Genomic DNA, 23,673 nt, shown 5'->3' on the forward strand with positions numbered 1-23,673 from the left:
TCGACGGCGGAGGGGGACCGTGACGGAGCAGCACGATGACGAGGCGACGGTCATCCGGCCGCGGCGCTCCGACGCGCCGTCGCGCCCCGGTGTGCCGTCGGGCGCCGAGCTCGAGGATGCCGAGGCCACCGTCATCCGGCTCATCGAGCCGCGCCCGCCGGCGCCCCGCGCTCCGCTGCCGACCGAGCGGCGCACGTCGGTCCCCACCCCTCCTCCTCCGGCGGCGGCCGAGCCCGCGCCGACCGGCGCCGGGTGGGCGGTGCGCGTGCGCGGCGCCACGCCGGTCGTGCAGCTCGACCGTCCGGTCGTGGTCGGGCGGCGCCCGGGTCCGCCGCGCCCGGGTGAGCATCCCGAACCGCGTCGACTCGTCGTGCCCGCGGACTGCGCCGACGTCTCCGCGCGGCACGCGCGCATCGAGCAGCTGGGAGAGACGCTCGTCGTCGTCGACCTCGGGTCGACAAACGGCACCGTCGTACACTGGTCGAGCGGCGCCCCGCTCCGCCTGCGACCGGGCGAGTCGACCGCCGTTCTCCCCGACGCGGTGATCGAGCTCGGCGAGCGTCTGATCCTCGAGTTCCTCCCTGCCACCCCGACCCCGGAGCCGCCATCGTGACCGCCCTCGGCCGCAGCAGCGTGCGCCATGTCGTCTCCGTTCCCGACCACGGGGCGACCCTCGCGCTCTCCTGGCACGGCGTCACCCACACGGGCTACCGCCGGACGGCGAACGAGGACAGCTACCTCGCCGATGTGCCCCTTTTCGCGGTCGCCGACGGCATGGGCGGGCACTCGCACGGCGACCGGGCGAGCGACGCGGTCGTGCGGCGCCTGCAGGCCGCTGTCGACGGCGACCTCATCGAGCCGGAGGCGATCGTCGAGGCGCTCAACCAGGCGACGTGGGACATCCACCAGCTCGACGACGCCGACCGCGGCATCGGCACGACCGTCACCGGCGTGGCCCTGACCCTTGTCGACGGGGCCCCGCGCTTCGTCTGCTTCAACGTCGGCGATTCCCGCGTCTACCGCTTCGCCGGCAACGAGCTCACCCAGGTCACGACCGACCACTCGATCGTCCAGGAAATGGTCGACGCGGGGCAGCTCACCGCCGAGCAGGCGGAGAACCACCCCGAGTCGAACGTCATCACGCGCGCCATCGGGTTCTCGATCGAGCCCCAGGTCGACCTCAGCATCCTGCCCATCGTGGAGGGCATGCGGCTGCTCATCTGCTCCGACGGGCTGACCAAGGAGGTCCCGGCGGAGCGGCTCCGGCTGCACCTCGCCGCCCGCCTCAGCGCCCGCGAGACCGCCAATGCGCTCGTGGATGCGGCGCTCGCGCAGGGCGGGCGCGACAACATCACCGTGATCGTCGTCGACGTGGTGCGCGCCCCCGCACCCTGATCCGCCCGACTCCCTACACTGGGGGGACATCGTGCGGGAGGGGGACCATGTCGCGGCGTCGACCGTCGGAACCCCCCGTGCTACCCGGGTTCAGCCATGTGCGGCTGCTCGGCAGCGGCGGGTTCGCCGATGTCTTCCTCTACGAGCAGAACATGCCGCGGCGTCAGGTCGCAGTGAAGGTCATGCTCGCGGATGTCGTCACCGAGCATGTGCGCCAGATGTTCCAGGTCGAAGCCAACCTCATGGCGCAGTTGTCATCGCACCCGGGCATCCTCACCGTGTATCAGGCCAGCATCTCGGCCGATGGCCGGCCGTACCTGGTGATGGAGCTCTGCTCCTCCCAGTTGGCGGGCCGCTACCGGGTCGAGCGCATCCCCGTCGCCGAGGTGCTCCGCGTCGGCGTTCAGATCGGCAGTGCGGTCGAGACGGCGCACCGCAGCGGCGTGCTGCACCGTGACATCAAGCCCTCGAACATCCTCACCACCGTGTACGGGCATCCCGTGCTCAGCGACTTCGGCATCGCGTCGAGCCTGGGCACCGTCGAGAGCACGGAGGTGGTCGGGATGTCGATCCCGTGGTCGGCGCCGGAGGTGCTCCTCGACGAGACTGCCGGCACGGTGACGAGCGAGGTCTGGTCGCTCGCGGCCACCATCTACACGCTGCTCGCGGGCCGATCTCCCTTCGAGGTGCTCGACGGCGCGAACGGCTCGAGCGAGCTGATCGGCCGCATCACCCGCGCCCGGCTGCCCGGCATGGACCGCGACGATGTGCCGGCATCCCTCATGTCCGTGCTCGCCCGTGCCATGTCGCGCGACCCAGGGAAGCGGCAGCAGTCGGTGCTCGAGCTCGTGCGCGACCTGCAGCGGGTGGAGGCCGAGCTCGGCCTCGTGACCACGCAGGCCGATGTCGCCATGGACGACTGGGCGCTCGCGAGCATCGGCGACCCCGGCGATCGCACGATCGTGCGGGCGGTCTCACCACGGGCGCCGGGTGTGCCGGGCACCCGCCGTCGTCGCCGCGCTGTCGACGGGGCGCCCGTGCCCGTCGAGAGCGTGGCCTCGCCGATCTCCTCGACGGCGGCCCGCACCGCGTCGCGCACCCGGCTGCTCGCCGTCGGCCTCGTCGTGGTCGCGCTCGCCGTGATCGGCCTCGGCGCGACAGCCACCATCCTCGCCATCCAGGGCGGCGACCGCGACCTCCCGCGCGTCGCGAACGTCGAGGCGGCGCTCGACGGCACGACGGTCGTGTTCTCCTGGGATGACCCGGGCCTCGCCGCCGGCGACTCGTACCAGGTCGTGCTGGCGGACGGTCGGGAGACCTTCCAGCGCTCCGCGGAGTTCGCCGCCGCCGCCGCACCGGGCGACCGTGTCTGCATCACGGTGCGCGTCGCGCGCGAGGGCCGTCTGGGCCCGGCGAGCGACGAGAAGTGCGCCGAGGTCTCCGGGGGGTGAGCGACTGATGCGCCACTGGCTCGCGCGCCACCGCTCCACGGTCACGACCGCTCTCGGCGCGACGGTGGTCGCCGCGGTGGTCGTGACGGTCGCCGTCGTCTACCCGGGCTTCGAGTCGCAGCGCCTCGAGCTCAACGACGGTTCGGTGTGGGTCGTCAGCGGCGAGCGCCAGGCGGTCGGCCGGGCGAACCTGCAGGTCGGTCAGCTCGACGCCGTGATCCCCGGCGAGGGCTCGCAGCTCTCGGTGGTCCAGCAGGGTTCCGATGTCGTCGTGGTCGACGCTGCCAATGCCACGGCCGAGGTCGTCGACACGGCGCGCTCCGAGGTGGTCGAGTCGGTGCCGCTGCCGCCGGATGCTCCCACCCTGCTGCTCGCCGGGCAGAGCGCCGTCGTGCACAGCGGCGGAACGGGCGAGACCTGGGTCACCCCGCGCGCCCTGCTGGCCGACTTCGACCCGGCGGGCGTCGCCGCCTTCCAGTTCGGTCCCGACAGCGCGATCGCCGCGCTCGACGGGTACGGGGTCGTCGCCGTGTCACCCGGGCTCGGCGAGGTCTACCGCTTCGACCCCGCACTCTCGCTCGCGGTCGAGCAGACGTGGAGCATCCCCGTCGAGACGGATGCCGCGCTGCAGATCTCGGTGGCCGGCGACCGCTGGGCCGTGCTCGATGCCGATACCCGGCTGCTGCACACCGAGAGCGGCACGATCGACCTCTCGGGGGTGATCGCCGCGGGTGGGGAGCCGCGCTTGGCGGCCCCGAGCGCGAGCAGCCCGGAGCTGCTCGTCGCGCACCGGGGAGGCCTGGTCGCCGTCGCCCTCGACGGTGGTCGAATCACCGAGCTGGTCACCGGTCGTCAGGGATCCGCCGCCGCACCCGTGGTCGTCGGCGCCTGCGCCTTCGCCGCCTGGACCGACGGCGTCGGCTGGCGCCGCTGCGCCGAGGAGGTGCGCGAGCTGCCGCTCGCACAGGTCGCGGCGGCCGCGGAGCTCACCTTCTCGGTGCGCGACGATCGCGTCGTGCTCAATGACCGGCGCGGGGGAGCGGCCTGGGCCGTGCAGGAGGACGGCCGGCTGATCGACAACTGGGACGACCTCATCAGCGAGGAGGAGGACCAGCGCGAGGAGCAGCTCGATCAGCTCGACACCCCACCCGAGGTCGAGCGGGTGCAGCAGCCCCCGGTCGCCGTCGACGACGTGTTCGGCGCGCGCCCGGGTCGCGCGAGCGTGCTGCCCGTGCTGCTCAACGACACCGATCCGAACGGCGATGTGCTCGTCATCGCCGAGACCACACCGCTCGACCCCGAGATCGGGCGCATCGACCTGATCGGGCAGTCGCAGCAGGTTCAGCTGACCCTGACGAGTGCCGCCCGTGGCGAGATCGCGTTCGAGTACACGATCACCGACGGCCGCGGCGGCTCCGACACCGCCGTCGTGCGGGTCGCCGTGCGCGCCGCCGGGGAGAACGGGCCGCCCGTGCAGGTGCGCCCGAGCCGCACGACCGTCGCCGTGGGTTCCTCGACCACGGCCGCGGTGCTCGGGGAGTGGGTCGACCCCGACGGCGACCCGATCTACCTCCAGGCCGCGAGCATCCCGCCGCCTGACGTCGTCACGTTCCGACCCGACGGTCGCGTCACGGTGGCCGAGGCGGGCGGGGTCGGCGAGCTCCGCATCGTCGCGCTGACGGTCACCGATGGACGGGCGAGCGGCATCGGCGAGCTGGCTGTCACCGTGCGGCCCGCCGGCCAGGCGCCGATCATCGCGGAGCCCTTCGTCGTGCTCGCCTACGCCGGCCAGGAGGTGCGCGTCGAGCCCCTCGTCCACGTGCGGGGCGGTTCGGGGCCGATCCGCCTCAGCGCCGTCCCCGAGAAGCCCGGCGTGACGATCACTCCCGCGTTCGACCGCGGCGTGTTCCGGTTCGTGAGCGAGGAGGTCCGGACCCACTACCTGGAGTACGTGGTGACCGATGGCGCGACCACCGCGACCGGCCTCATCCGTGTGGATGTCGCAGCGCCACCCGCCGCCGGGTCCGCCCCGATCACCGTGCCGAAGACTGCGTTCGTCCGCACTCTGAGCAGCGCGACCGTCTCGGTGGCGACGGTCGATATCGACCCGGGCGGGGGTGTGCTCGTCGTGACCGGGGTCGTCGGCCTGGGAGCCGGCAGCGGGATCCGCGCGGAGGTGCTCGAGCAGCGCGACATCCGCATCACGCTCACCCGGCCGCTCGACGGCCCCCAGACCGTCAGCTACCGCATCAGCAACGGCCTCGCCGAGTCGACGGGGCAGATCACGGTCATCGAGATCCCGCGCCCGCAGCGGCTGCAGCCGCCCGTCGCCGTGGACGATGCGATCACGGTGCGCGTGGGCGACGCGGTGAGCATCCCCGTCCTCGCCAACGACGAGCACCCCGATGACGAGCCGATCACACTCGCCCCCGCGCTCGTGCAGGGGCTCACGGGCGAGTCGGGTCTGCTCTTCGTCGCCGGTGACCGCCTGCGCTACCTGGCGCCGGACCAGCCCGGCGACTTCACGGCCGTCTACGAGGTGCTCGGACCGCTCGGGGAGCAGCGCGCCCAGGCGAGCGTGCGCATCAGCGTGCGCGAGGTCGACGAGGCCACCAATCAGGCGCCGATCACCCGCACGGTGACGGCCCGGGTCATCGCCGGCGACACCGTCCGCATCCGCATCCCGGTCGAGGGGATGGACCCGGACGGAGACTCGGTGCAGGTGATCGGCCAGGAGGTCGCGCCGCAGCGGGGCATCGTCGTCGACACCGGGCTCGACTCCATCGACTACCAGGCAGGCAGCTACGCGGCCGGTACCGACGAGTTCCGCTACACCGTGGTCGACGCGCTCGGAGCGCGGGCCTCCGGCGTGGTGCGCGTCGGCATCAGCCCGCGGCTCGATGGCGCGCGCAACCCCGTCGCGAACGACGACCAGGTGCTCATCCGTCCAGGGTTCACCGTTCTCGTCCCGGTGCTCGACAACGACACCGACCCCGACGGCTCCGACCTGATCGTCACCGCGGTCGAGCCCAACACCGATGGCCTCACCGCCGAGATCGTCGACGGTCGGTACGTGCGCGTCATCCCGCCCGCGGTGCCCGGTCAGTACGGGCTCGTCTACACGATCGAGAACGCGCTCGCCGGGGCGTCGCAGGCCTTCATCACCGTCACGGTGCGAACGGATGCTCCGCTCGCCCCGCCCGTCGCCCGCGACACCGTGCTCTCGCTCACCGACATCCTCGATCGCGACGAGCTCGACGTCGACGTGCTCGCGCGGGTGTTCTTCGCGGAGGGCGAGGTGAGCGACCTCGGTCTCGAGCTGGTGCCCGGATACGAGTCGGGGGCCCGCATCCAGCCCGACGGCCGGGTGCGGGTGCAGGTGGGCGAGCAGCGCCAGATCATCCCCTTCCAGGTGGTCCACCCGGCCGACCCCGCGGTGCGGTCCACGGCCTTCATCTGGGTGCCGGGCACGGACGATGCGCTGCCGCAGCTCGACCGGCGCGCTCCGCGCATCCAGGTGGTCAGCGAGGAGACCGTGACCATCGACATCAACGACTACGTCGTCGCGGTGGGCGGGACACCGGTGCGGCTCACCGACACCGCGCGCGTCAGTGCCAGCCAGTCGAACGGTGAGCCGCTCGTCGTCGACGACGACACGCTCCGCTTCACCTCCGCCGACTTGTACTTCGGGCCCGCATCCCTGACCTTCGAGGTCACAGACGGCGCGACCCCCGATGATCCGGCGGGCCGGGTGGCGACCATCGTGCTGCCGATCGAGGTCACCCCGCGCAAGAACCAGCCGCCCGTGCTGATCGGGGCCGCCCTCGAGCTCGAACCCGGTCAGGAGCGCGTGCTCGACCTCGTCCGCGTCACCTCCTACCCGTACCCCGACGACGTGGACGAGCTCGCGTACACGATCGTCGACCCGGCCTCGCCGGGGCTCGAGGTCGAGCTCAGCGGGCAGACCCTGCGCGTGCGCGTCCTCGAGAGTACGCCGCGGGGCACGACGACCGGGGTGACACTTGGCGTGCGCGACGACGCCGCCCAGGGAACGCCCGGCCGCATCCAGGTCACCGTCGTGCCGTCGACCCGGCCGCTCGCCCGGCCCGCCCCCGACGTCGTGATCGCGCCCCGGGGGGAGACCACGACGGTGCGCGTGCTCGAGAACGACCAGGCGGCCAACCCGTTCCCGGGCCAACCGCTGCGGGTCGTGGCGGTGCGCGGCCTCGACAGCGCTGACCTGCCGGCGGGGGTGACCATCGTGCCCAGCGCCGACGGTCAGACCCTGCTCGTCACGGTCTCCCCGAGCGCCGAGCCGCTCGACACCAACCTCGAGTACCAGGTGGCCGATGCCACCGACGATCCCGAGCGCCGCGTCTGGGGCGCGGTGCGCATTTCGGTGCAGGACGTCCCCGACCCGGTCACGAACCTGCGGGTGCAGGCTTTCGCCAACCGCAGCCTGACCGTCGCTTGGTCGCCCGGCCCGGCCAACAACGCCCCGATCGAGCGGTTCGAGGTGACCACGACCCGCGTCGCCGACGGCGTCACCGCCACCACCTCCTGCCCCGGATCGCCCTGCACCGTGCCCACGGCCGGTAACGGACCCGACAACCGCGTGCGCATCGCCGTCGTCGCCGTCAACGCCCAGGGGCCCTCTGCGGCCACCACCCTCGCCGAGGCCGCCTGGAGCGATCTCGTGCCGCCCGCTCCGACGATTCTGGGTGTGACCCCGCTCGACCGCGGTCTCCGCATCGGCTGGACCAAGCCGGCGCAGGACTCTGCCGCCTCGCCGATCCGCAGCTACCGGGTGACCGTCGGCCCCGTCGTCCGCACCATCAGCGTTCCCGCCGACGACCCGGTCGGCACGACCTACTGGGTCGCGGTGGTCGACGCCGGGGCGCTCGCCAACGGCACCTCGTACAGCGTCGGCGTCAGCCCGCGCAATGATGCCTTCGACCCGCTGACGACCTGGAACACCGCCACGACGACGGGCGTGCCCGCGGGCGCCCCGCTCGCGCTCGCCGCACCGACTGCTCTCGGTTCGACGGCCGACGCCGGGGGCGGCGGCACCGTCTCGGTGAACTGGGCGGGAGCCTTCGGCGCCAACGGCCGGCCCCTGCAGAGCTTCTACGTCTGGGTCGCGGACTCGGGAACGGCTCCGGCCTGCACCGTGACCGGCGTCGCCGACGGCGCCCCCGAGCACACCCCGCCGCCCGGCGTGACGACGGTGCCCGGCTCGTCGACCTCGACGGTCATCGGCGGCCTCACCGCCGACATCACGTACCGCGTGGTCGTGTACGCCTACAACGGGCAGGGATGCACCGCCAGCGTCGAGCTGACCGCCACCCCGCGCGAGCGCCCGCCCGCCATCACAGCCATCGATGTCGTCGACTCGGTGCCCAACGGCGAGGGCCTGTGGGATCTCCGCCTCGATGCGGTGACCGTCGCGGGCGGTGCGGACTCGGTGCAGTACCGGTTGATCGGCGACCAGGTCGACCCGGCCGAGTCGGCGCCCGCGGCACTGCCGACCCTGCTGACCGCGGGCACCAGCCACTACGGTCGCAGCCTCCAGGTCGAGGTGCGCGCCTGCCGCCAGTACGAGCAGCTGCTCTGCGGGCCGTGGTCGGAGCCGTTCGCGCTCGGGGTCGCCGTGCGCATCGACCTGCAGCCGACCTTCGTGGTGACCGGTGAGGTTCCCGACACCCGCACCGTCGAGATCACTTGGACGCCGCTCGCGGTCGGCGCCTACTCCGCGGTCGAGCAGGTCTGCCTGGGCGGCGACCCGATCGACAGCCCGACCGGCCCGACCTGCCTCATCACCGCCGCGCCCGGCGACGACCCGAGGCTCGCCGTCACCGTCTCCGTCAACAGCACCACCTACACCCGGGAGTACCGACCATGACCATGACCGCCGAACAGGCCACCGGGTTCAGTGGCATCGCCGACCGCATCGTCGAGAACGTCGAGCGCGTGCTGCTCGGCAAGGCCTACGTGATCCGGCTCGGGCTCACCGCGATGCTCAGCGAGGGCCACCTGCTGCTGGAGGACGTGCCCGGGACGGGAAAGACCTCGCTCGCCCGGGCGCTCGCGCAGAGCATCCGCGGCACCACGACGCGCGTGCAGTTCACCCCAGACCTGCTGCCCGGCGACATCACCGGCATGACGGTCTACGACCAGCGGTCGGGCACCTTCGAGTTCCACCCCGGGCCGGTCTTCGCAACCGTGGTGCTCGCCGACGAGATCAACCGCGCGAGCCCCAAGACTCAGTCGGCCCTGCTGGAGGTGATGGAGGAGGGGCACGTCACGGTCGACGGCGTGACCCACCCCGTCACCGCACCCTTCCTCGTCATCGCGACGCAGAACCCCATCGAGCAGGCCGGAACCTACCGGCTGCCGGAGGCCCAGCTCGACCGGTTCCTCATGAAGACCGCCATCGGCTACCCCGATCACGCGGCCACCGTGCGGATCCTCGAGGGCGCCGTCGGCCCCCGCGCCGAGGTGCTCGAGCCCGTCGTCGAGCTCGACACGGTGCGCGACATGATCGCGCTGGCCCGCACGGTGCACGTCGACCCGGTGATCACCGACTACGTCGCGCGCCTGGTCGAAGCCACGCGGACCCACGTCGACGTGCGCATGGGCGCGAGCGTGCGCGGCGCCCTGGCGCTGATCCGCTGCGCGAAGACCTTCGCGACGCTGCAGGGCCGGCACTACGTCGTGCCCGACGACGTGAAGGCGCTCGCCGAGCCGGTGCTCGCCCACCGTCTCGTGCTCGACCCCGAATCGGAGTTCGACGGCGTGACGACGACGAGCGTGGTCGCGCAGCTCGTGGTCGAGACGCCGCCCCCGAGCGAGCGGATCGCTGTGTGACGAGCATCCCGCCCTCGATGTCGTCGGGTACCGCACCGCCCGGCGGCAGCGATCACCGCGCCCGGCGCGCCATCGACGAGACGACGATCGGCTCGACCGTCACAACGGCGCGCACCCGCATCGTCGGGGAGCGCACTGGATGGCTGGCCGACGCAATCGTCGCCGCTGTGCGTCTCGGCCGCGGCCTCCGGGCAGCTCTCGCGCGGGGCCTCTCGACGGTCTCCGGCGTCGTCACCCCCCTTGGCTGGACGATCGCGGCCGGCGCGCCCCTGGCGCTTCTCGCCGGCTACGCCTGGGGCTGGAGCGAGCTGATCGTTCTCGGGGCGCTGGGCGCCACCCTCGCCGTCGTCGCGGCCCTCTACCTGATCGGCCGCACCCGCATCGTCGCCGAGCTCGTGCCGCCCGCCAGCCGCGTCGCGGTCGGCGACCCCGCGACCGCCATGCTGCACGTGCGCAATCCCGCGGGCCGGCGCACCTTCAGCCTCGTCGCCGACGTGCCGGTCGGCAGCGAGATCGTGCCGGTGAGCATCCCCGGCCTGCCCGCGAAGGGCGAGCTCGATCGCGAGCTGACCATCCCGACCGCGCGCCGGGGCCGGCTCGCGCTCGGGCCGGTGCGCTCGGTGCGGGCCGACCCGGTCGGGCTCGTGCGCCGCGAGCTCCAGTTCACCGACGCCCTCGAGCTCATCGTGCACCCGCGCACCATCGACATCCCCTCCACCTCGAGCGGCCTCCTGCGCGACCTCGACGGGCAGCCGACCCGCGATCTCACGCCCGCCGACATCGCCTTCCACGCCCTGCGCGAGTACGTGCCCGGTGATGACCGCCGGCACATCCACTGGAAGTCGACCGCCAAGACCGGCACCTACATGGTGCGCCAGTTCGAGGAGACCCGTCGCAGCCACCTGATCGTCGCACTCAGCGTCGCCAGCATCGACTTCGGCTCCGACGCCGAGTTCGAGCTCGCGGTCAGCGTCACGGGCAGCCTCGGCAGCCGCGCGATCCGCGACGGTCGCGACGTCTCGGTGGTCGTCAGCGCCGTCACCCCCGAGTTCGCGAAGCGCGCTGTCGTGGCCCTGCGCCCGCTCGCCACCCTGACCCCTACCCGGTTGCTCGACGACCTCGCCGTCGTCGAGCACAGTCCTGCGGCGCTCGGCATCCTCGACGTCGCGCGCCTTGCCGGCGACGACGCCCGCGGCGTCTCCATCGCCTTCCTCGTCGTCGGCTCGACCGTGACCGCGTCGCGGCTGCGCTCCGCCGCGAGCGCGTTCCCTCCCTCGGTGGCCGTCGTCGCGCTGCAGTGCGACCCCGGTGCCATCCCCGGCCGACGCCGGCTGGGCGGCTTCACCGTGCTGACCATCGGCTCGCTCAGCGAGCTGCGGCGAGCCATGCGGGGGGAGGAGACGTGGTGAGCGCATCCCGCCGCCCGCGGCCCCGCCGCACGCCGCCGGTCGCGCCTCCGCGCGCCATCACCGTGACCGCCACGGCGGCGACGGCGCTCAGCTGGGCCATCATCGCCGTGGTGCTGTGGTCCATCTACCGCGACGTCGCCTTCGTGGTGCTCGCCGCCGTCGCGATCCCGCTGGGCATCGGCATCGCGCTCACCGGGGTGCTGCTGCGCTGGCCATCAATCGGGATGCTCGCCGCCGCCGTCGCGGCCACCCTCGTCGTCGGGGTGCCGCTCGCCGTGCCCGGCCGCACCGTGTACGGCGTGCTGCCCGAGCCGGGCGGACTGCTCGACCTCGTCGCCGGCGTGGCCCTCGGCTGGCGGCAGCTGATCACCATCGACCTCCCCGTCGGCGCCTACCAGGCGCTCCTCGTGCCCGCACTGGTGCTCCTGCTCGGTGGTCCGCTCGCCACCCTCGCGCTCGCCCTGCGGCTGAAGCGCGGGGAGCTCGCCGCGCTCGTCCCGCTCGCCGGATTCCTGCTCGCCATCGCCCTCGGGCCCGAGACGGCCGCGCTGCCGATCAGCACGACCATCGCGCTCGCCACGACACTGCTGCTCTGGCAGGCCGTGTGGCGGCGGCATCGCCGCGCCGCCGCGGTCGGCGACGCGGGCCGCGCCGATGCGGGCCGCACCGGCGCGCGCGCCCTCGCCGCGGCCACGACGCTGCTGCTCGTGGCCGGCGCCGCGGGCGCCGCTCTCGTCGCCGTCGTGCCGCCGCCCGGCGACCGCACGGTGCTGCGGAGCCTCGTCGACCCGCCCTTCGATCCACTGGCGCAGCCGAGCCCGCTCGGCGCCTACCGCGCCTCATTCGCGACGGAGGTCGCGGACCTCACCGCCGTGGTGATCGCTGGCGCGCCCGAGGGATCGCGGCTGCGGGTCGCCGCGCTCGACAGCTACGACGGCACCGTCTTCGCCGTCGGCAGCGACCGGGTCGACAGCCCCTCGGGCAGCTTTGTGCGCATCCCCACCCGCCGTGATCTCGCGGCCGTGCCTGGCGACCGGGTCCGCGTCGAGATCGAGCTCCGCCGTCCGAGCGGCGTATGGCTGCCGACCGTCGGCGAGCTCGAGTCCATCGCATTCTCCGGAGAGAGCGCCGCCGACCTGCGCGACCGCTTCGTGCTGAATGCCACCACTGGTACGGCCGCCTTCGTCGGCGGGCCCCCGACCGGTGTGCGCTACACCGTCGACGCGGTCATTCCGACGAACCCCGCGACGCCGCTCTCGCGTGCCGTGCCGGGTGCCGAGGCCGTTCCGGCCATCACCGCGGTTCCGGATGCTCTCCGGGAGTGGCTCGACGGCGTCACGGCCGGCATCGAGGGGGAGGGGGCTCGCCTCGAGCGCGCCCTCACCAGCCTGCGCGAGCAGGGCTACCTCAGCCACGGCATCGCCGAGGACGAGGCGCCGAGCCGGTCGGGGCACTCGCTCGACCGCCTCGACGAGCTGTTCTCGGCGCCGCTCATGATCGGCGATGCCGAGCAGTTCGCGGCCGCAGGCGCGCTGCTCGCCCGTGAGCTCGGCTTCCCCTCCCGCGTCATCATCGGGTTCGGCCCGCTGCCGGGCGCCGCGACGACGACGCTCCTCGAGAGCGACCGCACGGCCTGGGTCGAGGTCGCGACCGCCGAGGGATGGGTCGCGGTCGATGTGGCCCCCCAGCGTCGCGAGCTGCCCCCGACCGAGCCCGACGACCCGGTGCCGGTCTCCCGGCCGCAGAACGCGGTGCAGCCGCCGGTCGACGACGCCCCACCGCTCGAGGAGCTCGCCCCGCCGGAGATCGAGGCGCGCGACGACACCGGCCTCGACCCCTTCTGGCAGGCGGTGCTCGCGGTGCTCCGTGTGCTCGGCGTCGTCCTCCTGGTCGCGGCCCTCCTCGCCGCGCCGTTCCTCGGCATCGTCGCGGCGAAGCTCCATCGGCGGCGGCGCCGTCGGACGGCCGCCGACCCCGCGCTGCGCATCCTCGGCGGATGGCACGACGTCACCGACCAGGCCCGCGACTACGGCGTCGAGCTGCCGGTGGCCGCCACCCGCACCGAGGCTGCCCAGGCGATCGGGCGGCCGAGCGCGCTCGTGCTCGCGCGCGTCACCGATCGTGCTGTCTACGCCCCCGAGCCGCCCTCCGAGCACGAGGCCGAGCGCGTGTGGGAGGCGGCGGACGCGCTGCGGGCATCCCTCGCGGAGGGGCGCAACCGCCGGGAGCGCTGGCGGGCCGCCGTCTCGATGACGTCGCTGCGACGGTATCCTGGCCGCGGACGGACGACGGGGGGGCGACGACGGTGACGTGCGAGCACTGCGGCGCGGCTCTGCCCGCCTTCGCCCTGTTCTGCGGCGAGTGCGGCCGGTCGGTCGCCGCGCGTCCGAGCGTCGTGCCCGGCGCCGCAGTCGTGGACGCACCCGCCCTGCCGCTCGTCGACGCGGTCGCCGCGGCCGCGCCCGAGATTGGTCCCGAACCGGAGCCGGAGCTGCGGCTCTCGCGGGACTCCGAGCCCGCGACGGAGCCCGCCAGGGTCGCTCCCTGCACCTCGTGCGGACTCGTGCCCGAGCCCGACGACCTCTACTGCGCCGAGTGCGGTTCCTCGCTCTCCGCGCAGACGCGGATCATCGAGCGCATCCCGGCGCTGGCCCCGCTGCCGTCACTACTGCCGACCGCTCCTCTTCCGGCAATCCCGCCCGCTTCGTCGACCGTCGCCGCCATGTCGGAGGCGCCGAGCGTGCCGCCCGCGCCCGCCGCCGCCGCCCCCGCCGTCGCCGTCGCCGCCCCCGCTATCGACGACGAGAGAACGCGCCTCGTGCCGCGCGGCACGGGCGGTGCCCGCTTCGTGCTGCAGTTCAGCACCGGCGAGAGCTACACGGTGCTCGGCTCCGGGCTCGCCGGTCGCAACCCCCGCCCCGAGCCTGGCGAGTACGTGGACCACCTGGTGACCATCGTCGACCCGGGCCGCTCGGTGTCGAAGACGCACTTCGAGTTCGGGCAGGAGGCCGGCACGTTCTGGGTGGCCGACCGCCACTCCGGCAACGGCACGGTGATCCGCGAGCCGGGCGCCGAGCCGCGCCCGTGCACGCCCGGCAACCGCTACCCGGTCGTCCGCGGCACGCGCATCGACATCGGCGAGCAGTTCGTCGTCGTCAGCTGAGCACCCCTCCCCAGGGCTCGATCTCGGCGAGGGGATGCTCGCTCCCCGCGCGCGGGACCGCCCTGAGCATCCCGTCTGCTGTTCTGGGCCCGTGACCCGATTGCCTCCTCCGCCCGCGCTCCCGCGCCCGCCCGCCCGCGTCGGATTCCCGGTGATCGCCGTCGTGATGCCCGTCGTCGGCGCGGTGATCATCGGGGCCATCACCGGCTCAGCCTTCGTGCTCGTGTTCGCCCTGCTGAGCCCGATTATCGCGGTCGCGACGATGGTCGACGGTCGCCGCGCCGCGCGCCGTCACCGGCGGGAGGAGGCCGAGCGATTCGACCGTGAGTGCGCGGCCTTCGCTGCCGCCATCGACGCGGCTCACGCGGCCGAGCGGCGCGACGACGATGCGCGGTCGCCTCGACCCGGTGCGGGGGCGGTGCCCCAGACGGATGCTCCGCTGCGCGTCGGCATGGGCCCGCGCGCGAGCGGCATCGCGCCCGAGCCGATCACGCTGGCCGGCACCAGCGAGCCGGAGCACCGGCTCGCGCGGCTGCTGGAGCGCGCACGGGTCAACCCCGCCCGACCGATCCTCATCGGTCGCGGCGATGTCGAGGTGTCCGGCTCCGGGCGGGCAGTGGACGCCCTGGCTGCGTGGCTCGCCCTCGAGCCGGGGGTGCGGGTGCACCGCGCCTCCGCGTCGCACCCCTCATCGTTCTCGGGTCCCGTCCTCCGCGTCCCCTCGGCGCTCCGCATCGAGGTCGTCACCCCCGACGGCGCGGTGCTCGTCGGCCGGCCCGAGCTGCCGAGCGCACGTGAACGCGCCGCGCTCGCCGCCCGAGCGCGCGACGGTGCGGTGAGCCTCCCGGCCCTGGTCGCCTGGCGTGAGCTTCCCTCCGAGACGGCAGCGCGCGGTGTGCCGATCGGGCTCTGCGCGGGGCCCGAGGGCCTCGAGACGGTGACGGTCGATCCGGAGGGCGACGGTCCGCACCTCCTCATCGGCGGCACGACCGGCAGCGGCAAGAGCGAGTTCCTGCGCACCCTCGCCCTCGGGTGGGCCGCCGACCGATCGCCCGCACAGCTGCAGCTGCTGTTCGTCGACTTCAAGGGCGGCGCCACCTTCACCGACCTTCTCCGGCTGCCGCACGCCGTCGGCCTGGTCACTGACCTCGACCCGCTGGCCGCCGAGCGCACGCTGCTCGGGCTGCGAGCCGAGCTGCGGCGGCGCGAGCGGCTGCTCGTCGAGCACGGTCTTCGCGACGCATCACAGGCTCCCGACCTCGTGCCGCGCCTCGCGGTGCTCGTCGACGAGTTCGCGGCGCTCATCGACACCGTGCCCGAGCTGCATGCAGCCTTCGCCGACCTCTCGGCCCGCGGCCGGTCGCTCGGTGTCCATCTGGTGCTCGGCACCCAGCATCCGGCGGTCGCCGTGCGCGATGCCGTGGCGGCCAACTGCGCTGTGCGGGTCGCGTTCCGGCTGCCCGAGACGGCCGGCGCCGCCTTCGTGGGAGCCCTCGGTCGAGCGCTCGCGACCGCGCCAGCCGGGCGCGCGGTGGTGGTCGGGCCGAGCGGCGACACCACCGTGCAGGTCGCGGCCATCGACGGCGACGACATCGCCGCGGTGGCCGCGCGCTGGGCGGGTGCCCCGGGCCATCCAGAGCCGTGGCTGCCGCCGCTCCCGGCGCTGGTGCGCGCGGACGACCTGGCGTCGGCCCGCGACGCCGGTGCCCGGGCGCGCACGGTGGCCGACGGTCCGCAGACGGTCGCGCCTCCCGCGGGCGATCTCGCTTTCGGGCTCGGGGACGATCCCGGCGAGCTCCGTCGGTTCGTCGCCACCTGGAGTCCCCTCGAGGACGGACCACTCGGGGTGATCGGATGCCCCGGCAGCGGTCGCTCGTCGACACTCGCCGCCCTCGCCGAGGCGGCGCGCGCCGAGGGCCGCACCGTGATCGCGCTGCCGGTCACGCTCCCGGGCGCCTGGGAGCGGCTCGAGCGCATCGCCGCCGCAGCCGAGGCGTCACCGCCGGAAACTCCGCCCGGCACCCTGCCCGTCACCCCGCCCGGCCCGATCCTGCTGGCCGACGACCTCGATGTCCTCGTCGCCGCGGCCGCTGAGCGCGGCCCCGAGCTGCTGGCGCTGTGGGACTCCGCGGTCCGAGCGCTTCGCGGTCGCGGGGGAGGGGCCGCCGCGACAGTCGGCCCGGCCACCGCATCCCGTTCGCTGCTCGGCGCGCGGTTCGCCGCTCGGCTGCTGCTGCGGGCACTCGACGCCGAGGATCACGCCCTGAGCGGCGCACCCCGCGGGCTGTTCGACCGGTCGGCACCTCCCGGCCGCGGCTGGTGGTGCGACCGGCAGGTGCAGGTCGTCGCTCCCCGTGCCGCGCTCGTGTCGGAACCGGGCGCCGCCGAGCCGTGGAGCGCCCCGGACGACCGCGACACCGTCGTGATCGCCGCTGCGCCGGAACGCGCCCTCGACACGCTGCGGCGAGCGTTTCCCGCGCATGCGGTGCTGATGGCGGCTACCGGGGCGGTACCGGAGGTTCCCGACGGCGCCCCGGGGCGTCTGCTCGTGGGCGATCCCGAGACGTGGCAGGCCGCGTGGGCGACCCTCACCCAGCTGCGGCGGCGCAGCCCGGTGCTCGCCGTCGGGGTGACTCCCGGCGAACTGCGCGCCCTCCTCGGGGTGCGTGCCAGTCCACCCCCGATCGAGAGCGAACGGGGGGAGTGCTGGCTCATCGAGCCGGGCGGTGCCCCGCCGCGACGTGCGGGCCTGCCGTCGCCGGCCGACCCGCACCGCGCGGGCGGCTAGGCGAGCGCGTCGGCGACCGCGACGGCCTCGAGGCCGTGCGCCGCCGCGACACCGGCGTTCGTGACCGCGCCGGCGTGGGTGTTGAGGCCGAGGGCGAGAGCGCTGTCGGCCCGGAGGGCGTCGCGCCAGCCGTGGTTCGCGATCGCGCGCACGTACGGCATGGTCGCGTTGGTGAGCGCGTAGGTCGAGGTCGACGGCACGGCGCCGGGCATGTTGGCCACGCAGTAGAAGATGCTGTTGTGCACGGCGAAGGTCGGCTCCGCGTGGGTCGTCGGCCGGGTGTCGGCGAAGCAGCCGCCCTGGTCGACGGCGATGTCCACGAGAACACTGCCCGGCTTCATGCGCGAGACGAGCTCGTTGCTGACGAGCTTCGGCGCCTTCGCGCCGGGGATCAGCACCGAGCCGATGAGCATGTCGGCCTGCACGGCCGCCTTCTCGATCTCGAACCCGTTCGACGCGATGGTCTTCACGCGGCCGCTGTACAGCGCGTCCAGCTCGCGCAGGCGCTGGATGTTGGTGTCAAGCACCGTCACCTGGGCCCCCATGCCGACGGCCATGGCGACCGCACTGGTGCCCGCGACACCGCCGCCGAGCACGACGACGTTGGCGGGGTGGGTGCCCGGCACGCCGGAGACGAGCAGGCCGGGGCCGCCGTGCGGCCGCATCATGGCGGTCGCACCGACGATCGGCGCCAGGCGTCCCGCGACCTCGCTCATCGGGGCCAGCAGCGGCAGGGCGCGCGAGGGCAGCTGCACGGTCTCGTACGCGATGCCGGTGACGCCGCTGGCGAGCAGAGCCTCGGTGAGCTCCTTCTCGGCGGCGAGGTGCAGGTAGGTGAAGAGCACGAGGCCGTCGCGGAAGTGACCGTACTCCGATGCGATGGGCTCCTTGACCTTGAGCACCATGTCGGCCTCGCCCCAGGCCGTGGCCGCGTCGGACACGATTCGAGCGCCCTGGGCGCGGTAGTCGTCATCCGAGATGGACGAGGCGGCACCCGCTCCGGACTGGATGATCACCTCATGGCCGGCCGCGACGAGGTCGTGCACGCCCGGCGGCGTGATCGCGACCCGCGACTCGTTGTTCTTGATCTCGGCCGGAACGGCGATCTTCATCAGTGTCTCCTCGCGAAGGGAAGCGCGCGGAGGCTTCAGGCCGCGCCGCGCTGCGTTGCGCCCCCAGCGTAGCGGCTTTCCGCAATGGATTCCGCACCGTTTTTTGCGATCGAGTGCTGATTTCGTGACATTTGTGTTTCAGGATGCTCGAAACAGCCGTTTGAGGGTGCGATGCGCCCGCCCGGTGTGACAGTATCGACGCACCGCACCGCGCCGCGCGGTCGGACACCGATGTACCGGCACTCGTCTAAGGAGCACGTCATGAACCGTCCCCTTCCCGAAGACCCGATGATCCGCAGCCTCATCGCGCAGGCCAAGCGTGCTCAGATGTCGCGTCGCGCGATGCTCGCCGGCACCGGCGCCGGCGCGACCGCTCTCGCGCTCGCCGCCTGCACCCCCGGCGGCACCACCGAGCTCACGCCGGCGGAGGACAACTCGGCGAACGACCCGACGCTCAACTGGGCGAACTGGCCGTTCTACATCGACGAGGACGACGAGGGCAACTACCCGACGCTGCTCGCTTTCCAGGAGCAGACCGGCATCGAGGTCACGTACCTGATCGACGTCGACGACAACAACTCCTACTTCGCCAAGGTGCGCGACCAGCTCGCTCTCGGCCAGGACATCGGTGCTGACACCGTCTGCCTCACCGACTGGATGGTCAACCGCTGGATCCAGCTCGGCTACACCCAGGAGCTCAACAAGGCCAACATCCCCAACGCGGCCAACCTCGTGCCGAGCCTGCAGAACCCGCAGTTCGACCCGGGCCGCGTGCACTCGCTGCCGTGGCAGGGCGGCTTCGCCGGCATCGCCTACAACGTCGAGGAGACCGGCGAGGTGCGCTCGGTCAGCGACCTGTGGCGCCCCGACCTCGCGGGCCGCGTTGGCGTGCTCTCCGAGATGCGCGACACCATCGGCGTGATCATGCTCGAGAACGGCGTGGACATCTCGGGCGACTTCACCGCCGACGAGTTCAACGCTGCCCTCGACATCTTCCGCACCCAGGTCGAGTCGGGCCAGATCCGCAACGTTCGCGGCAACGCGTACACCGAGGACCTCGTGAACGGCGACACCCTGGCCGCCATCTGCTGGTCGGGCGACATCACGCTGCTCAACTTCGAGGCCGGCTACGAGAAGTGGAAGTTCGTCCTCCCCGAGGGCGGCGCCACGCTGTGGAACGACAACTTCCTCATCCCGATCGGCTCGACGCGCAAGACCAACGCCGAGACCCTGATCAACTACTACTACGAGCCCGAGGTCGCGGCCGAGGTCGCGGCGTGGGTGAACTACATCACGCCGGTCGAGGGCGCGAAGGAGGCCGCGATCGCGATCGACCCCGAGCTCGCCGAGAACCAGCTGATCTTCCCGAACGAGGAGACGCTCGCCCAGGCGCGCATCTTCCGCGGCCTCACGGCCCAGGAGGAGAACGAGTACCAGGCCGCCTTCCAGGCGATCCTGCTCGGCGCCTGATCCGCACAATCTGAAGGAGTACCACCGAGGTGACGAACAACGAGGTTCCGAAGAGCGGGTTCGCCGAGGCGGGTGCCGACCTTGAACTGGTCGGCATCAGCAAGCGCTTCCCCGGCTTCACGGCGATCGAGGAGCTCGATCTGACGATCCCCGCGGGGTCGTTCTTCGCGCTGCTCGGCCCGTCGGGCTGCGGCAAGACGACCACTCTCCGCCTGATCGCCGGTCTGGAGGAGCCCACCGCGGGCCGCATCCTGATCGGCGGCAAGGACGTCACCGCGACGAAGGCGTACCAGCGCCCCGTCAACACGGTGTTCCAGAGCTACGCCCTCTTCCCGCACATGACGATCCTGCAGAACGTCGCGTTCGGTCTGAAGCGGCGTGGCATCCAGAACGCGGATGCTCTCGCGCACGAAGCCCTGCAGCTGGTCGAGCTCGACCATGTCGCCGGGCGCAAGCCGACGCAGCTCTCCGGCGGGCAGCAGCAGCGCGTGGCGCTGGCCCGAGCCGTGGTCAACCGACCCGCGCTGTTGCTGCTCGACGAGCCGCTCGGAGCCCTCGACCTGAAGCTGCGCCGTCAGATGCAGGTCGAGCTGAAGGACATCCAGAGCGAGGTCGGTCTCACCTTCCTGCATGTGACGCACGACCAGGAGGAGGCCATGACCATGGCCGACACCGTCGCCGTCATGAACAAGGGCCGCATCGAACAGATGGGTGCTCCGCAGGACCTCTACGAGCTGCCCCACACGGCGTTCGTGGCGAAGTTCCTCGGCCAGTCGAACCTCTTCACCGGCGACGTGATCTCCAGCTCCAGCACCTCGATCGTGATCGACGCCGCCGGATCGAAGATCGAAGTGCCGACGACGCGGGCGCAGCGCACGAGCGGTCGCGTCACGGTCGGCGTGCGCCCCGAGAAGGTCACGCTGCACGACAGCGAGCCGAAGCCGCAGTCGGGTCGCACCGTGGTCGGCCCCGGCCGCATCACCGACGTCTCATTCAGCGGCGTCAGCACCCAGTACGAGGTGACGATCCCGCACCTGGGCGCGATCAGCGTGTTCGCGCAGAACACGTCGATCTCGACGCTGCACCACGACGGCGACACCGTCTGGCTGAGCTGGGCGGTCGACCACGCGTTCGGTCTCGCCGATGAGGCGGAGGCCGAGCCGATCTCCCGCTTCCACGCCGATCTCGACACCTCGATGATCGCCGTGCAGACGCGCAAGGACCTCGAAGCGGAACTCGAGGAGGCGTAGTCGATGGCCTTCACCGCATTCGCGGGCGGGGCCTCGGCGCCGGCGGTCGAACCCGCCGCCCGCCGCCGGAGCCCGATCGCCCTGTTCCTGCTGCTGCCGGGCATCTTCTACCTGGTCCTGTTCTTCGTCACCCCGCTGATCTCGCTGGTGATCACGAGCCTCCAGGAGCCCGATCCGTTGATCTTCGGGCAGTACGTGAACGCCTTCAACTGGCAGAACTACGTGTCGGTCATGGAGCAGTATTGGTCGCACGCCCTCCGCTCGGCCGGCTACGCCGCCCTGGCGACGCTGTTCGCACTGCTCATCGGGTTCCCGCTGGCGTACTTCATCGGCATCACGCTGCGGCCGTTCCCGCTCATCCAGTCGCTCGCACTGGTGCTGGTCATCGCGCCGTTCTTCATCTCCTTCCTGCTCCGCACGCTGGCCTGGAAGCAGATCTTCTCGGTCGAAGGGCCCGTGGCGGGCATCCTGTCGTCGCTCGGCGCTCTGCCGCCGGGCGTCTCGATCACGGGAACGACGTTCTCGGTCATCTTCGGTCTGACGTACAACTTCATCCCGTTCATGGTGCTGCCGATCTACGCGACACTCGTCTCGCTCGACCTGCGGCTGCTCGAGGCCAGCAACGACCTGTACGGCAGCCCGGCGACCACGTTCCGCACCGTCACCCTGCCGCTCTCGGCGGCGGGCGTCATGTCGGGCACGCTGCTGACCTTCATCCCGGCCGCGGGTGACTACATCAACGCCTCACGCGAGTTCCTCGGTGCGACCGACACGGCGATGATCGGCAACGTGATCGAGGCCAACTTCCTGGTGCTGCAGAACTTCCCGGCCGCAGCGGCGCTGTCGCTGATCCTGATGGCGTTCATCCTGGTGCTGGTCGCGGCCTACGTGAAGCGCAGCGGAACGGAGGACCTGCTGTGAAAGGTTTTGGCAAGTACGCCATCTGGGTGTACTCGATCATGGCGTTCGTCTTCCTGCTCATCCCGATCGCCTACACGGTCGCGTTCTCGTTCAACGACTCGCGGCGCACGAACATCATCTGGAACGGCTTCACGCTCGACAACTGGTTCACGGTGTGCGAGGCCCAGGGCGTGTGCGAGGCCTTCGGCAACAGCCTCCTCATCGGGCTCGCCGCGACGGTGCTCGCGACCACCCTCGGCACGATGATCGCCATCGCGCTGGTGCGGTACCGGTTCAAGTTCCGCAACGCGACGACGCTGCTGATCTTCCTGCCGATGGCAACCCCCGAGGTCGTGCTCGGCGCCGGTCTGGCCGCGCAGTTCCTGCAGGCGGGTGTTCCGAAGGGCATCGGCACGGTGATCCTCGCGCACACGCTGTTCTGCCTGAGCTTCGTGGTGGTCACGGTGCGTTCGCGCGTCGTGAGCCTCAACCCGGCGCTCGAGGAGGCCGGTCGGGACCTCTACGCCAGCCCCGTCCAGGTGTTCTGGCGGATCACCTTCCCGATGCTTCTGCCCGGCATTGTGGCGGCCGCGCTGCTGTCGTTCGCGCTCAGCTTCGACGACTTCATCATCACCAACTTCAACCGCGGTGCTGATGTGACGTTCCCGAGCTACATCTACACGGCGGCCGCCCGAGGGATCCCGGCGGAGGCGAACGTCATCGCCTCGGCCGTGTTCTTCCTGGCCATCGCCCTCGTGCTGATCGCCCAGATCTCGGCCGGCATCCGCCGCCGCCGACTGGCCAGCGTCTAGCACCGCGTCCGGATGCGCGCTGCGCGTCGGCCCCGGCTGAACCTCAGTCGAGGCTGACGCGCAGCGATCCCACGGGCCGGTCGCCCGCGAGCACGCGCTCGCTGGTGCGCTCGATGAGCTCGGCCGCCGCATCCGCGTCGATCGCGCCGACGCGCGCCAGCACGCCCAGCGCGACCGGGGTGGTGGCGCGCATCGAGCCGTCGAGCACCTTCACGGCGACGGCGACACCGCTCGGCGTGCCGATGACGACGACACCCTCGGCGCCCAGTTTGGCGATGCCGCCCAGGCGCTCGATCGTGAGCGTGTTGGCCCGGCCCCGGCCGTCGATCGCCCAGGGCTCGGCGGCGACCGCCTGCATGAACCGTGCGGCCTCCGGCGTGGTGCCCGCGGCGACGCGGGCCGTGGCCAGGGCGAGCGCGCGCAGGCTCGTGGCGTGCAGGGGCGCGGCGCAGCCGTCGAACCCGGAGAGGTGCACGGGCTCGCCGGTGAACCGCTCGACGACGTCGACGACGTGGCGCTGCACCGGGTGGTCCAGATCGAGGTAGGCCCCCGGGTCGCCCCCGACCGCGTCGCTCGCGCGCAGCATGCCGGCGTGCTTGCCCGAGCAGTTCAGGGTGACCCGGGTGGGCGCGAGGCCCTGGGCCGCGCGGGCGGCGCGCTCATCGAATCCGAGCGGGGCCTGCACGGGGCACTGCAGCGCCGCGGCGTCGCGCCCGTCGGCCCGCAGCATGCCCTCGACGACCGCCAGGTGCTCGGGGCTGCCGCAATGGCTGGCCGTGGCGAGCACGAGCTCCGCATCCGTGAAGCGCGCACCGAGCTCAAGCATCGCGATCGCCTGCAGCGGCTTGAGCGCCGAGCGCGGGAACGTCGTCGCCTCGATGTCGCCCACGGCGCGCAGCACCGTGCCGTCACGGTCGACGACCGCTGCCGCTCCGAGGTGCCGCGATTCGATGAGACCCGAGCGCTCGATGCGGGCCAGCTCGACGCAGCCGTCGGCATCGAGCGGGCGGGGCTCGCGCCGCGGCGCGGATGCGGGCGGGGCGCTGGGCATGGTGG

15 protein-coding genes are annotated in these 23,673 nt (G+C 72.6%); 13 read left to right on the forward strand and 2 right to left on the reverse strand.

From position 1 onward, the window contains the following. The first annotated feature begins 19 nt into the window (after positions 1–19). From BJ959_RS13040 to BJ959_RS11915, 9 genes are all read left to right on the forward strand, one after another. Positions 20–613: an FHA domain-containing protein gene (locus BJ959_RS13040; RefSeq protein ID WP_153982416.1), complete on the forward strand. Its 594-nt coding sequence runs from the start codon at positions 20–22 to the stop codon at positions 611–613. Then, a complete protein-coding gene (locus BJ959_RS11880; protein WP_153982417.1) occupies positions 610–1,395 on the forward strand; it encodes a protein phosphatase 2C domain-containing protein in 786 nt (261 codons plus the stop codon). Before BJ959_RS13040 ends, BJ959_RS11880 begins: the two co-directional genes overlap by 4 nt. A 77-nt stretch (positions 1,396–1,472) precedes the next feature. After that, entirely contained in the window at positions 1,473–2,846 is a 1,374-nt protein-coding gene (locus tag BJ959_RS11885; protein ID WP_341799984.1) for a serine/threonine-protein kinase, read from the forward strand. Between the two features lie 7 nt (positions 2,847–2,853). Further along, the gene (locus BJ959_RS11890) at positions 2,854–8,748 is read left to right on the forward strand and encodes an Ig-like domain-containing protein (RefSeq protein ID WP_153982419.1); all 5,895 of its coding nucleotides are present in this window, start codon (positions 2,854–2,856) and stop codon (positions 8,746–8,748) included. After that, the gene (locus BJ959_RS11895) at positions 8,745–9,713 is read left to right on the forward strand and encodes an AAA family ATPase (protein WP_153982420.1); all 969 of its coding nucleotides are present in this window, start codon (positions 8,745–8,747) and stop codon (positions 9,711–9,713) included. The genes BJ959_RS11890 and BJ959_RS11895 overlap by 4 nt, the downstream gene beginning before the upstream one ends. Next, positions 9,710–11,122: a DUF58 domain-containing protein gene (locus tag BJ959_RS11900; protein WP_341799985.1), complete on the forward strand. Its 1,413-nt coding sequence runs from the start codon at positions 9,710–9,712 to the stop codon at positions 11,120–11,122. Before BJ959_RS11895 ends, BJ959_RS11900 begins: the two co-directional genes overlap by 4 nt. Then, positions 11,119–13,431 (forward strand): transglutaminaseTgpA domain-containing protein, encoded by a 2,313-nt coding sequence (locus BJ959_RS13045; RefSeq protein WP_153982421.1) that lies wholly within the window; start codon positions 11,119–11,121, stop codon positions 13,429–13,431. Before BJ959_RS11900 ends, BJ959_RS13045 begins: the two co-directional genes overlap by 4 nt. Then, the gene (locus BJ959_RS11910) at positions 13,428–14,285 is read left to right on the forward strand and encodes an FHA domain-containing protein (protein WP_165879013.1); all 858 of its coding nucleotides are present in this window, start codon (positions 13,428–13,430) and stop codon (positions 14,283–14,285) included. The genes BJ959_RS13045 and BJ959_RS11910 overlap by 4 nt, the downstream gene beginning before the upstream one ends. A 151-nt stretch (positions 14,286–14,436) precedes the next feature. Then, positions 14,437–17,073, forward strand: coding sequence for an FtsK/SpoIIIE domain-containing protein (locus BJ959_RS11915; protein ID WP_153982423.1), 2,637 nt, complete (start codon positions 14,437–14,439; stop codon positions 17,071–17,073). On the opposite strand, the gene ald is transcribed toward BJ959_RS11915, so the two are convergent. Beyond that, positions 17,070–18,185 (reverse strand): alanine dehydrogenase, encoded by a 1,116-nt coding sequence (ald, locus tag BJ959_RS11920; protein WP_153982424.1) that lies wholly within the window; start codon positions 18,183–18,185, stop codon positions 17,070–17,072. The genes BJ959_RS11915 and ald overlap by 4 nt on opposite strands. 261 nt (positions 18,186–18,446) lie before the next feature. Here ald and BJ959_RS11925 point away from each other — a divergent pair, with 261 nt between their 5' ends. The 4 genes from BJ959_RS11925 to BJ959_RS11940 are packed head-to-tail and all read left to right on the forward strand — an operon-like array spanning position 18,447 to position 22,617. Continuing rightward, positions 18,447–19,655 (forward strand): ABC transporter substrate-binding protein, encoded by a 1,209-nt coding sequence (locus BJ959_RS11925; protein WP_153982425.1) that lies wholly within the window; start codon positions 18,447–18,449, stop codon positions 19,653–19,655. Positions 19,656–19,684: 29 nt separating this feature from the next. Then, complete coding sequence (locus BJ959_RS11930) at positions 19,685–20,905, forward strand: polyamine ABC transporter ATP-binding protein (protein WP_153982426.1); 1,221 nt, start codon at positions 19,685–19,687, stop codon at positions 20,903–20,905. Between the two features lie 3 nt (positions 20,906–20,908). Continuing rightward, positions 20,909–21,826 carry an ABC transporter permease gene (locus BJ959_RS11935; RefSeq protein ID WP_153982427.1) on the forward strand — a complete coding sequence of 306 codons (918 nt, stop codon included), beginning with the start codon at positions 20,909–20,911 and terminating at the stop codon, positions 21,824–21,826. Beyond that, positions 21,823–22,617, forward strand: coding sequence for an ABC transporter permease (locus BJ959_RS11940; protein WP_424960749.1), 795 nt, complete (start codon positions 21,823–21,825; stop codon positions 22,615–22,617). The genes BJ959_RS11935 and BJ959_RS11940 overlap by 4 nt, the downstream gene beginning before the upstream one ends. A 43-nt stretch (positions 22,618–22,660) precedes the next feature. Here BJ959_RS11940 and BJ959_RS11945 read toward each other — a convergent pair whose 3' ends face one another. After that, complete coding sequence (locus tag BJ959_RS11945; RefSeq protein ID WP_153982428.1) at positions 22,661–23,668, reverse strand: asparaginase; 1,008 nt, start codon at positions 23,666–23,668, stop codon at positions 22,661–22,663. Between the last annotated feature and the right edge of the window lie 5 nt (positions 23,669–23,673).

Source organism: Microcella frigidaquae, from assembly GCF_014200395.1.
Classification (GTDB): Bacteria; Actinomycetota; Actinomycetes; order Actinomycetales; family Microbacteriaceae; genus Microcella; species Microcella frigidaquae.

Coding starts and splice junctions, on each gene's coding strand:
- BJ959_RS11890 (WP_153982419.1), top strand. CDS start 2,854: ATGCGCCACTGGCTCGCGCGCCACCGCTCCACGGTCACGACCGCTCTC.
- BJ959_RS11895 (WP_153982420.1), top strand. CDS start 8,745: ATGACCATGACCGCCGAACAGGCCACCGGGTTCAGTGGCATCGCCGAC.
- ald (WP_153982424.1), bottom strand. CDS start 18,185: ATGAAGATCGCCGTTCCGGCCGAGATCAAGAACAACGAGTCGCGGGTC.
- BJ959_RS11925 (WP_153982425.1), top strand. CDS start 18,447: ATGAACCGTCCCCTTCCCGAAGACCCGATGATCCGCAGCCTCATCGCG.
- BJ959_RS11935 (WP_153982427.1), top strand. CDS start 20,909: ATGGCCTTCACCGCATTCGCGGGCGGGGCCTCGGCGCCGGCGGTCGAA.
- BJ959_RS11945 (WP_153982428.1), bottom strand. CDS start 23,668: ATGCCCAGCGCCCCGCCCGCATCCGCGCCGCGGCGCGAGCCCCGCCCG.